Raw genomic sequence first — 11,214 nt, 5'->3', positions numbered from 1 at the left:
CGTTCGCGTCCGGCCACACCCGCAGCGGGCCGTGCCCGGCCGGGCAGTGGTAGGCGGCGGGACCGTGCTGCATCGCGTGCATCACGCGTGCGTCCGCGCTGTTCATCGCGGTGTGGATCGTCATGACTTTCTCCAGCGCAGCGTGCCGTCTCTGGTGACCACGCACACCACGGGTCCGCTGCTCGCGAACGCGGTGGCCGTCTCTCCCTGATAGGAGCACGGGGCTCCGTCGAGGACGATGCCGCGGGGAGTGACGGCGGGCCGTTCCGACGGCACGGCCGGCTCGGTGGCCGCGGACGACGGCGTCGCAGCCGGGGACGACGACGCCGGCACGTCACCGGTCGTGGTGGTCCTGGTGTTCTTCGGCGACTGGTGGTTCACCGCGGCGGGCTGAACCGGCGGCGTTTGCGGTGTCGTGCTCGGCACCGCCGGATTCGCGATGTCCGGCGCTTGGCCGGACGGCGGTGGCGAGGAGAACGACACCAGCGCGATCGGCGCGAGCAGTGAGCCGCAGACGACCGGCAGCATGCGGGACCAGGTCGGGACGCGCCACCACACGCGCAGGAAAGCCGGCGGCACGTCGTGTTGTTGAGACAAGATCGCTCCTGTTGAACGGTGGGAGGGGCGCATCCAACCACCAAATGAGACGCGGAGTGCTTGTCGGCGTTGCGAACCAGTCAAATGATCACCCGTTGGATTGGTGATCGTTACGCCAACGGGTGGTCCTATGTGGACCACCCGTTGGCGTTCAGCGGGTCAGAAGGTGAGCTGCCAGGAGTCGATGTAGCCGAGGTCCTTGGGGCGGGACACGTCCTGCACCTTCAGGTTCCACACGCCGTTGGCGAGCTCGCTGGACGCGTTGACCGTGTAGGTGGCCGTCAGGTTGTCCGTGGTGTCGGTCGATGTCGAGTTCTGCATGCGGTAGGCGCTGCCGTCCGGTGCGACCAGGTCGAGGACCAGGTCACCGCGGGCGGTGTGCTTGATCGTCACGGTCACCTTGAGGGTGGTGGGTGCGTTGCCCGTCCGCCCGATCACGGTGAGCGGGCTCAGCACCGTTCCGGTGCCGGGGATCTTCACATCGGTCGACGTGCTGAACACGGACGGCGGCGGCACGACCGCCAGGCCGCTGGTGTGGAGCTCCTTGTTGGGAGAGCCCGTCATGGCGTTCTTGACCACACCGCTCACGGCGCCGTTCACCAGCGCGTCGCGGACCTGCATGGGCGTGGCGTTCGGGTTGATCGCCAGGTAGAGCGCGGCGGCGCCCGCGACGTGCGGGGTTGCCATCGACGTGCCGCTCATCAGGCCGGTGGAGGTGTCGCTCGCGATCGTGGACGAGGCGATGGAAACACCGGGGGCGAACACGTCGAGACAGGTGCCGTAGTTGGAGAACGAGGCCTTGGTGTCGGTCTTGTCGATCGCGCCGACCGTGATCGCCTCGCTGACTCGTGCCGGTGACAGGGTGCAGGCGTCCTGGTGCACGCCCGCGGCGTCGCCGTTGCCCGCGGCCACCGCGTAGGTGATGCCGGACGCGACGGAGTTGCGCACCGCCTGGTCGATCGCCGAGTTGGCGCCACCACCCAGGCTCATGTTGACCACCGCGGGCTTCACCGCGTTCTGGGTCACCCAGTTGATGCCGTTGATGATCATCTCGCTGGTGCCGGAGCCCTGGCAGTTCAACACCCGCACCGCGACCAGCTTGGCCCGCTTGGCCACCCCGTAGGTGGCGCCGCCGACGGTGCCCGCCACGTGCGTGCCGTGCCCCTGGCAGTCCTGACCCTTGTACGTGTCACCGACGGCGTCGTACCCGACCGACGCCCGCCCACCGAAGTCGACGTGCGACGTGCGAATACCGGTGTCCAGGATGTACGCGGTGACGTTGCTCGCGGTGGTGCCGTAGTTGTACTTGGCGTCCAGCGGAAGAGCCTTCTGGTCCAGGCGGTCCAGGCCCCACGTCGCACCGGCCTGGGTGTCGGTGACGTTCACCTCGACGACCTGTTCCACGTATGCGACGCGGTCGTCCGCCGCGATGCGCTGCGCCCTTTCCTCGGTGATGTCGAGCGAGAACCCGTTGAGCGCGGCGGACCACGCTTGACGGAGTTTGCCGCCGTGCCTGCGGGTCAGGTCCGACGCCGCGTTCGTGGAGGACATGGTGAGGTTGTCCTCGAGAACCACGATGTAGCGGTCGCGGACCGGGGTTCCGATGGTCGGCCGGATCGGTTCGTCGGTGGCGCCGGCCACCCCCACCACCGCGGTCAGTCCGATCGCGACGGTGGTCAACGCCGTGGCGACACGAGAAACGAGCACTGGGATCTCCCCTCTGCAGCGGTTGAGATCACCAGGCTCGACCAGTGTGGCGGTGAACGCCGGTAGCTGTCGGTTGCAGGTCGGGTGCAACTCGGTTGCAGACCTCCGAGCGACGGTTTCAGATCACGTCAGTCGTCCCAGGCGTCCAGTGCGATGCGCGGGGTGCCCGGGATGGTCGCACCCACGCCGGTGTTGATGGTCAGCCTGTTGCCGTACAAGGTGATCTGGTTCGCGATGACGGTGCCGTCGATCCTGTTGTAGTTGCCGGCCAGGTAGACGTTGCCGCGCGGTGCGTGGACGATGCCTGCCAGACTGACGTAGTTGCCGATCAGCCTGACGCCGTCCGTGCCGCAACCGCCCGTCCCCTTGGCGCTGAAGGCGGAGATGTTGGCGAAGTGCGGCTGCACGCTGATGTTGACACCGCTGAAGGTGATGTCACCGCGCGCGACGAACGTCGCGGTCCCGGTGATCCCGATGTCGGAGATGTCGACCCTCCCATCGGTGTAGTAGATCTTCGGCGCGAGCGCGGTGCCGATGAGATGCCCCTTCTGCCGCAACCATTGCGCGCTGATCGTCGTGGTGCCGGGCGCGGACACGTAGTCGGGCCTGGTGGTGTAGCGGCCACCGTTGTCGAAGTCGTTGACGTCGAGCGTGAGCGGCCAGGTGCGGGCGGGCACCTGGGACGGCGTCGCCGGGCTCCACGTGTTCTGGTTGCCCGCCGAGTAGATCGATCCCGAGTAGGTCGCCGTACCGGACTGGACGTTGAGGTTGCCGGTGACCGCCAGTCGTCCGTTGGTGTGAACGGCACCGCTCACGTGGTTCTCGTTGCCCGCCCATGCGAGCGATTCCTGGCACGTGCTGTGCGCGTAGATGACGGGTGCGGTGATCGGCTCGCTCGAGCAGCTCGCGGCGGCCCGCGCCGACACCGGCACCGTCTCCACGCCGACGACAGGGGAGAAGACACCGTCGACACCGTGACTCACCACCACACCCAGGCTGCCCTGGCCGCGGTCGACGACCTCGACTTCGTCATCGGAGAAGCCGTTGCGGCCGGCGGATGCCGTCGCGGCGGCGACGGGGTCCTCGCCGTCGCATGATGCCCACGCCGCCGCCATCGCCGCGTGGTCGGCCGCGTTCTGCACGGCGCTGCGCGAGACGAGGACGCGGCCGACGTCCACGGTGACCGCGAGCAGTGGAATGAACACGAAGGCGACGCACAGGGCGACGATGGTCGCGACGGCGCCGTTGTCCCGGCCGGTCATCAGCCGCTCACGCAACTGTTCGTGGACAGGACGTCTCCGTGCACCTCGGCTGTCATCCCCAAGGGCTGGGTGAACAGCAGACCGGTGAGCCAGTCGTGTGAGTGGGTGACCCGGACCCGCACGACGGGGCCGGCCGAGCAGTCGACCACGGCGTCCATGGCCAACTCGGTGTTCGCCGCGAGGACCCGTTGACGTGTTTGCGCCGGGTCACCCGGATGGCGGACGGCATAGCTGACGCCGTCCTGCGCGGCGTCCTGGAGCAGCACCTGGACGCGCAGGACGTCGCCGAGGTCGACCACCCCCGCGAGAACGACCAACAGCACAGGCAGCAGCAGGGCGAGCTCGACCGCCATCGCCCCCCGGTCGCTTTTCACGCGCCCACCGAACGTCGTGTTGTCGAGCTGACGGTGACCGGATCGAACAACGGAACGATGGGGCTGACGGTGCCGGACACCGTGATGACGATCCGGTCGGCGGAACCCACCGTCTGCACGGGGCACGACGCGTACGTCGCCGTGCCGGGCCCGTGGTCGTAGTCGATCGTCACGGTGAGTTCCGACCCACCTGAGCGAGCGGCCAGTCTCGTTGCGGCGGCACGAACGCCCGCGCAGTCCCCGAAGCGCTTGGCGCTCAGCGCGTAGCGAGCACCCTCACGGCTGGCCGTGGCGACGTCCTGGTCAGCCATGAAGACACGGGCGAGCTCGACGATGCCGAGCAGGAACGCGACCAGAACCGGTACCACCAAAGCGAACTCCACCGCGGCCGCACCGCGATCAGACGGCGACAACCGAACCATCCGGCGCTCCAGTCAGTCGAGTCGTTCGCCGGACCAAGTCCGGCGTCGGGCAGGTGATCCCACGGTGTACTCGGTGGGATGCGAGCCCGGTTGCGGCCTGGTTGCAGTTCGGGAAGAACGTGTCATCGTGCCCGGTCTTCGACGGAGAGCGTCAGGACGTCTTCCCTGTTCAACCGGGTCGTCAATCCTCCGCGTGGCTCCAACCGGGCCACGCCGAGATGGCTGAAGCGCCCAGGCGACCGCGAATCCGCGGCTTTCGTTGAGTCCACTATGGATGACCAATCGCACGACAGACTTGCTTCACCAGACGTACACGGGATCGCAGGATGCGTTCGCGCAGCCCAGCAGGTTCACTGAATTGAACGGAGCCTTGGCGAGCAGCGGGTGTTCGATCTCATCGAGCGCGACGTCGGCCGTGGGGATGAGCAGTGCGAGGTCGTGGGTCAGGCATCGCAGTGCGGGTCGTACGGCCATCGGTTACTCGGGTACTCCGCCCAGTTCGGCGCTGCGCTCGGGCGAGAGGCCAGTCAGTGCGGCGACCTGGCTCGCCTCGGTGTCGTCGATCTGAGCCATGACGGCATGCAGCCGGGCGTTGATGGTAGTTGAACGAAGTGCGCGCGCGTGACGTTGCGTAGTGCTGCATGCACTCACAGTGTCGAGAATTCGACCGCCGCGTGACTCGTGGTGTTCATGCGGCTGGAGTGACGGTCCACTGTGGCCCGCAAACTGCCACATTGCTGCCACGCTGACCGCGGGATCAGGAGGATTCGAGGTGCCTCGAATCCTCCTGAATCGATCTGAACTGCGGTGCCCCGGCAGGATTCGAACCTGCGACCTCGGGATTGGGAATCCACACCTCTCGTCGCTGCTCGTTGTGTGGCATGGACGGCCGTTAGCAGCGACGATCGCGAAAGCGAATGACCACTGTGGATGATCTGGCGCTGTCATCTGCGGTCGTTTGTGGCGGGTTAAGTGTGGCTTTGATCTTGACCACGCTGGGAGGGGACGGCAGGGGCGCGCGCACTCTCGGCAGGCCCCGCCTGCCCCACTCCTGCTGGTAGGTCGCAGAGGCTCCAAGGTCAAGGGTGGCCGAGGGTCGTCGCGCAGCGATGCGAAGCACCCTTGAGGTTGGAGGGGCGGCCGGACACACTGCGCGCCCCTGTCGTCCCCGGCGGTGTAGGCCGCCCACATACGTTAGCCACTCAGGAGATCCGCTATGGGCGCGACAAGGCTTGAACTGATCTCTGGATTGCTGTCACGAATCGCTCATCTCCATAGCGGAGATGTAGCGGTATGCGACTGCTGGGTATCGTCATCGCACCGATGCTCAACGGGCCAATGGTCAGAGCCATGCGTGATCCTGCGCGAATCTGCTTGAAGTCCTTCGGTATTCCCATAACTGTGCCGCATACTTCAACGGCTTCCGGGGTGGATGCGGTATGGTAGATATCGATCGCAAACCCTTGCCTTGGGTGAAGATAGTCAAAATCAATCGCTACCCGTACGGTTGGTTGGGTGCTGGACCATATCGAGGACGGTTCATCCTCCAATCGTGTTAGTCGAACGTTGTTTGTGGCTTTCGTCTGACGTGCGACTGCGATATCCAGCAAGTGTGCACAGTCGCGTATGTTTAGAACTATTCGATCCGTAGGGAGGATATCGCTCCCCTTGATTACACTGCGCCCTCCAAGCCAGATCCATACTGTGCTTTGGGTTATTCGCTCAATTGGAGTACCATCGTAAAGCATGTCAATCTTATTGTGCTTGGAACCGGGCGTTATTGTGGTCCCTGCTGCCGTAACGTACAACCTGGACCCGCGCGCGAACCACCACGCGAACAATCCCCAGTATGCCGAGCAGAAGTCCTACGGGTACCCACCGAGGAGACGACCAGTCGATCACCATTGCTGGATTGTCGCAGTGGCCAGCGTAAGGCTGGACCGCAGGCTCGACAGGGATGCACCTATTGGGTGGTCGGGACCTCGGCTCAGGGATCTTCACTGCGGCGATTACCGAAGCTGATCGCGCCTCCGCCCGCCGGCGGGCCAGGGTGGCGGAGCCGGGTCCCTGGCCCTTGTCGAAGCGGGCTCAAGCACAGCGGTGCGCGGCCCCGCAGGGGCCGCCTTGATGAAGAAAGAAACTCTGAACACGGCAGCTGTTGCTACGCCTTCTCGTCAGGTGAGTGTGTCCAGCGAGGGATACGGGCATGGGGTGAGCAGGGCAACCCATAAAGTCGAAAATCCCGCACAGCGCGTCAACGAGTAATGTGAAAACGTTTCATGTCTGGCGGACATGGGAAGTGTGCAACCGACTCCGGTGTCATGAAGGTTGATCCAACCGGTATCGTTCACGGGCAACATCACGCTCAACGACAGGAGCCCCATGAACAAGCTGGTCCGGTTAGTCACCGCCACGGCGCTGACAACGGGAGCAATTTCGGCGCTGTTCGCTATCGGCGCCTCGCCAGCCAGTGCAGCAGGTTGTGACGTATTCGTCGTCACCGAGAACGCCTATGTTCGAGAGAACCCGTCCGAAGATTCTGTCGTCCGTAAGACCAAGTACGCGGGCGAGGAAGTTCGGTCGTGTTTCGGCTCACATGGAGGTGACTTGCACTGGACGCCGGTCAACTGCTCCTGTGCCAGCGATGGCGTCGGCTATATCGTGACCCGCAAGTTGCGCTGGCTGCGGTACGAAGGCTGACGTGAGGTGGGCGGCTAGCGCCTATGCACGATCGAAGGCTTGGCGCTGGCCGCCCGATGGGTCACCTCGTCGCGACTGGAGCAGCTGCACTCTGTCTAGCGCCCCGCTGACGTCGGGGAAGCGCCGTGCTCGAGATACGCGACCGTGCCTGAACCGTAGGCTTCGTACGCGTGCTGGATTCGTCGCGCCAGTCGCGGGATCGTGCGCTCGGCAAGCTCGTCGACCGGAACCCACTCCCACTGATCGAGCTCCTGGCGGTCGAGTTGGATGCTCTGCGCGTCATCACCGAGGGGACCGCAGTCGACGTAGCCTCCTGGGAGATCCCAGCGTTCGCCGTAGGTCTTCCGCACCAGCAGGACTCGGTCACCGTCGACGAACAGCGCCCCGGCCGCCATGCGAGGGGTGTCCGAAACGATCGGAATCCTGGTCGACGATCCGGACATGGTCGCCGTCCGGATCGAGTCCCAGCGCCGCCTGATCGCCCGCGGCATGTGGTTCTTCCTCGCGCTCGGCCGCGGTGTCCAGGACTTCCTGGCCGGTCACCGCACCATGAACGACCCGCTGTGGTGAGCGGCCTGGCTCGCGGAACCGATGCTCGCCGGAATCCTCATCATGCTGCTGATGTTCGAAGCCGAGATCCTGTCCCGCGGGATCACGCTCGCCGACGTGTGGGTCAGCCGCCTCAAGAAGGTGTTACTGACCTCCACACTGGTGATGAACGTCTGGCCCGCCATCGCCCCCTGGGCCACCGGGCGTGAGCCGTTCGACGCGGGGAACCTGGCCATTCACCTCATCGTGCCGATCGTGGTGTTCGGCGTCGCCGAGGTCATGCCGGTGATCCAGCAGATGTTCAACGAAGCGATCACCCGCGCCTACCACGACGCCAACCAGGCACGTCCGGCGATGCCGGCCGAATCCGCAACCCCAGCACCACACACCGTGCCGACTCCGTCCGCTGCCTTGGCGACCGGTACCGCGCTGCGGCTACCGGACTCGATCCTCACCCCGGTCAAGGCCAAAGCAGCCGCGCTCGCCGCCAAGGGCCGGGAACTGACCGTCGACGACGTGCAGGCCGTGGTCCGCGTGAAGCCCGATATGGCCGCTCAGATCGCCGCAGAGATCACCGCCCGCAACGGGCACGTCTTCACCTGACTCCGGCAGCACATCCCCTCTGCTGCCCACATGAGCGGGGCACGGCCACTCCCCTGAGCCGTGCCCCGCTTCCTGTTCTGCCACAAGCGAAAGGAGGGCCACCCGGTGCTGCCCACCCTGGAGGACCGCATCACCGCCCGCTTGCGGGCCGCCGACTACCGCGACTGGCGCGACAAGGTCGAACGCACGGGCGGGTGCGCCCAGCCGATCAAGCTGTTCGGCGCCTGGCAACTCCACCACGCCCAGACCGGACGCGTCCTCGCCCACTACGGCGGAGACGTCTTCGTCCCCTGCGGCAACCGCCGCGAATCCGTCTGCCCCGCCTGCTCGGACCGCTACGCCGCCGACGCCTACCACCTCATGCACGCCGGACTCGCCGGTGGCTCCAAAGGCGTCCCGCTCACCGTGTCCGACAAGCGCAGGGTGTTCGCGACGCTGACCGCCCCGAGCTTCGGCAAGGTCCACTCCGCACGCAAGAGCAGCCGCGGCAAGACCCAGCCCTGCGCCTGCGGAGCCTGGCACCGCCCCGCCGACCCCAACCTGAGCGCCCCGATCGACGCTGAGGGTTACGACTACGTCGGCTCGATCCTGTGGCAGGCCAACGTCGGCGCCCTCTGGGCCCGCTTCGCCCAAACCCTCCGCCGCACCCTCGCTCACGCGGCCGGCATACCCGTACGGGAGTTCAAGCACCACGCCCGACTCTCGTACGCCAAGGTCGCGGAGTACCAGCGGCGCGGTCTCGTGCACTTCCACGCCGTCATCCGCATCGACGGACCCGACGGCGCCCACGACCCCACCCCGCAATGGGCGACGGCCGAGCTCGTCGAGCACTGCGTCCAGCTCGCCGCCCGCGCGGTCTCCCTCGAGGTACCCCGCCCGGACGGGCAGCCGTTTCGCCTCGTCTGGGGTGAGCAGGTCGACGTCCGCCACATCCGCCCCAGCAACGCCCACCAGCTCGAAGACAACGACGGCGAGATCAGCGAATCCCGGCTCGCCGCGTACGTGGCGAAGTACGCCACCAAGGGCACCGGCAAGAGCCACGCCGCCGACCGGCCGATCCGGTCCGAACTGGACATCGAGTTCCTGCCCGTCTCCGAGCATCACCGCCGCATGATCCAAACCGCCTGGGACCTCGGCGCCCTGCCGCTCTATGAGGACCTGCACCTGCGCAAGTGGGCTCACATGCTCGGCTTCCGCGGCCACTTCCTCAGCAAGTCCCAGCGCTACAGCACCACCTTCAAACAGATCCGGGGCGAACGCCGCACCTTCCGCGCCGCCGAAACCCTCGACCGCCTCGGCTTCGACGCCGACGCGGTGACCGTCGTCAACGACTGGGCCTACGCCGGATCCGGCTACGCCGACGACGCGGAACGAGAACTCGCCTTGGCCATCGCCGAGGGCCGAAGGGAACAACGCCAACGCACCTACGCAAGGGAGAACGCATCATGAGCAAGCTCTGGAGCATCGCCGACGTCGCCGACTTCCTCGGCATCCCCGTGCAGACCCTCTACCAATGGCGCACCAAGAAGTACGGCCCGCCCGGTAGGCGAGTCGGCAAATACGTCCGCTACGTCCCCGAAGACGTCCAAGCCTGGTTCGAGGCACAGCCTGCCGGGGTGGGGTGATGGCGCGGCCGCGACTGGAGGTCGGCACCTACGGCGAGATCAGGTGCTACCCGCTCAAGGGCGGCAAGGTCCGGGCGGTAACCAACTACCGCGACTATGACGGGGTGCTCCGACGCGTCGAACGCACCGGCACGAGTGACACCGGGGCCAAGAACAATCTCAAGACAGCCCTGAGGGATCGAGCACGGGCAGTCGTGGGGGAGGAAGTCGCCGACCAGACAAGGGTCGATGTGGTCGCGGATATGTGGCTCCGTGAGCTGGACGAATCTGGCAAAGCGGCGCGTACGAAGCGGACGTACCGCGAATCGTGGGAACGGGATCTCCGCGAGCCGGTGGGCGCCTTGCTCGGCCGTCAGGTCACGGTGGCAACGGCTGAGCGCGTGCTCAGGGCAATCCGTGACAAGGCGGGTCTCGGCAGCGCGAAACACGCCAAGGTGGTTCTGACCGGAATCATGGGCATGTTCGTCCGCTACGACGCGTTGGACACGAACCCGCTCCGCGAGGTTGGCGCGCTGGGGGAGAGCAAGAAGCCGAAGACGCCGGCCGCGAGACTCACCAGAATCACGTGGGACGACTTCCTGCGGCTACGCGCCTACCTGGCAGCTCACCCAAAGGCGGAGCAGTTCGACCTGGTCGACCTCGTGGACATGTTCGCGGCGGTGGGGCCGCGACTGGGCGAGTTTCTCGCACTCGATTGGCCGCGCGTGCGTGAGGACTCGAACACGATGCTCCTGGAAGGGACCGTGATCCGGCTGACAGGTGTGGGCCTGTACGTCCAGGAGCACACGAAGTCGGCGGCGGGGATGCGGACGCTCACGATCCCGACCTGGGCGATGGATGCGCTTCGGAAACGGCGAGTGCTTGCAACCTCACGGTGGGTGTTTCCGTCCTCGACGGGAGGACTACAGGATCCGGACAACACCCGCAAGAGGCTGCGGAAGGTGCTGGCCGGGTCGGAATGGGAGGGGTTGCACCCGCACGCGTTCCGGCACCTCGTCGCGACCCAGCTCGATGCGGCGGGGCTCACGGCACGGGAGATCGCCGACTACCTCGGTCACGCCCAGGTCAGCATGACCCAGGACGTGTACATGAACCGCGGAACTGTCGGCGAGACGGCCGCGCGACCGCTGGAAGGCCTGCTGACTGAAACAACTGGACAAGCACTGGGCCGATCTTGTGGAAGATCGGCCCATGACGTGCTGAACAGGCGCTGAGCGCCCCCGGCAGGATTCGAACCTGCGACCTCGGGATTAGAAGTCCCTCGCTCTCTCCACTGAGCTACGGAGGCTTGCGGAGCAGGCCGCCACCCGCCGTAGCGGTGGTGCCTCCCCAACGGACACATCGTCCGGAGTCGATCGACCGTTTCCGGCCTGCG

13 protein-coding genes and 1 tRNA gene are annotated in these 11,214 nt (G+C 66.2%); 6 read left to right on the top strand and 8 right to left on the bottom strand.

All coding sequences use genetic code 11. The annotated features are described in order from the left end of the window. Positions 1 to 120 precede the first annotated feature (120 nt). The 6 genes from FKR81_RS17160 to FKR81_RS43605 form a co-directional block, all read right to left on the bottom strand. Positions 121 to 597 (bottom strand): hypothetical protein, encoded by a 477-nt coding sequence (locus FKR81_RS17160; RefSeq protein ID WP_146353047.1) that lies wholly within the window; start codon positions 595 to 597, stop codon positions 121 to 123. A gap of 159 nt (positions 598 to 756) precedes the next feature. Next, positions 757 to 2,304, bottom strand: coding sequence for a S8 family serine peptidase (locus FKR81_RS17155; protein ID WP_235921592.1), 1,548 nt, complete (start codon positions 2,302 to 2,304; stop codon positions 757 to 759). A gap of 128 nt (positions 2,305 to 2,432) precedes the next feature. After that, positions 2,433 to 3,566: a pilus assembly protein TadG-related protein gene (locus FKR81_RS17150; protein ID WP_146353046.1), complete on the bottom strand. Its 1,134-nt coding sequence runs from the start codon at positions 3,564 to 3,566 to the stop codon at positions 2,433 to 2,435. Beyond that, entirely contained in the window at positions 3,566 to 3,940 is a 375-nt protein-coding gene (locus FKR81_RS17145) for a TadE/TadG family type IV pilus assembly protein (RefSeq protein WP_146353045.1), read from the bottom strand. The genes FKR81_RS17150 and FKR81_RS17145 overlap by 1 nt, the downstream gene beginning before the upstream one ends. Beyond that, positions 3,937 to 4,362, bottom strand: a complete 426-nt coding sequence (locus tag FKR81_RS17140; RefSeq protein ID WP_146353044.1) for a TadE/TadG family type IV pilus assembly protein — start codon at positions 4,360 to 4,362, stop codon at positions 3,937 to 3,939. Before FKR81_RS17140 ends, FKR81_RS17145 begins: the two co-directional genes overlap by 4 nt. A 300-nt stretch (positions 4,363 to 4,662) precedes the next feature. Next, a complete protein-coding gene (locus FKR81_RS43605; protein WP_186763010.1) occupies positions 4,663 to 4,836 on the bottom strand; it encodes a hypothetical protein in 174 nt (57 codons plus the stop codon). A 1,908-nt stretch (positions 4,837 to 6,744) separates the two neighbouring features. Between FKR81_RS43605 and FKR81_RS17135 the strand changes: the two genes are divergently transcribed. Next, positions 6,745 to 7,062: a hypothetical protein gene (locus FKR81_RS17135; protein ID WP_146353043.1), complete on the top strand. Its 318-nt coding sequence runs from the start codon at positions 6,745 to 6,747 to the stop codon at positions 7,060 to 7,062. Between the two features lie 95 nt (positions 7,063 to 7,157). Here the strand turns inward: FKR81_RS17135 and FKR81_RS17130 are convergent, their stop codons facing one another. Beyond that, the gene (locus tag FKR81_RS17130) at positions 7,158 to 7,457 is read right to left on the bottom strand and encodes an NUDIX hydrolase (RefSeq protein WP_235921591.1); all 300 of its coding nucleotides are present in this window, start codon (positions 7,455 to 7,457) and stop codon (positions 7,158 to 7,160) included. Positions 7,458 to 7,464: 7 nt separating this feature from the next. Between FKR81_RS17130 and FKR81_RS43600 the strand changes: the two genes are divergently transcribed. From FKR81_RS43600 to FKR81_RS17110, 5 genes are all read left to right on the top strand, one after another. Then, complete coding sequence (locus tag FKR81_RS43600; protein WP_186763016.1) at positions 7,465 to 7,632, top strand: hypothetical protein; 168 nt, start codon at positions 7,465 to 7,467, stop codon at positions 7,630 to 7,632. A gap of 21 nt (positions 7,633 to 7,653) precedes the next feature. Next, on the top strand, positions 7,654 to 8,214 hold the full coding sequence (locus tag FKR81_RS17125) for a hypothetical protein (RefSeq protein WP_146353041.1): 561 nt from the start codon (positions 7,654 to 7,656) through the stop codon (positions 8,212 to 8,214). Positions 8,215 to 8,319: 105 nt separating this feature from the next. Then, positions 8,320 to 9,663: a replication initiator gene (locus FKR81_RS17120; protein ID WP_146353040.1), complete on the top strand. Its 1,344-nt coding sequence runs from the start codon at positions 8,320 to 8,322 to the stop codon at positions 9,661 to 9,663. Further along, complete coding sequence (locus FKR81_RS17115; protein WP_146353039.1) at positions 9,660 to 9,839, top strand: helix-turn-helix transcriptional regulator; 180 nt, start codon at positions 9,660 to 9,662, stop codon at positions 9,837 to 9,839. The genes FKR81_RS17120 and FKR81_RS17115 overlap by 4 nt, the downstream gene beginning before the upstream one ends. After that, entirely contained in the window at positions 9,839 to 11,053 is a 1,215-nt protein-coding gene (locus tag FKR81_RS17110; RefSeq protein WP_146353038.1) for a site-specific integrase, read from the top strand. The genes FKR81_RS17115 and FKR81_RS17110 overlap by 1 nt, the downstream gene beginning before the upstream one ends. A gap of 1 nt (position 11,054) precedes the next feature. Here the strand turns inward: FKR81_RS17110 and FKR81_RS17105 are convergent. Continuing rightward, positions 11,055 to 11,127 (bottom strand) — tRNA-Arg (locus FKR81_RS17105). Between the last annotated feature and the right edge of the window lie 87 nt (positions 11,128 to 11,214).

This window comes from Lentzea tibetensis (assembly GCF_007845675.1).
GTDB lineage: Bacteria > Actinomycetota > Actinomycetes > Mycobacteriales > Pseudonocardiaceae > Lentzea > Lentzea tibetensis.
The sequence above is the reverse complement of the archived record's forward strand: the minus strand, read 5'-3'. Positions and strand labels throughout refer to the sequence as shown.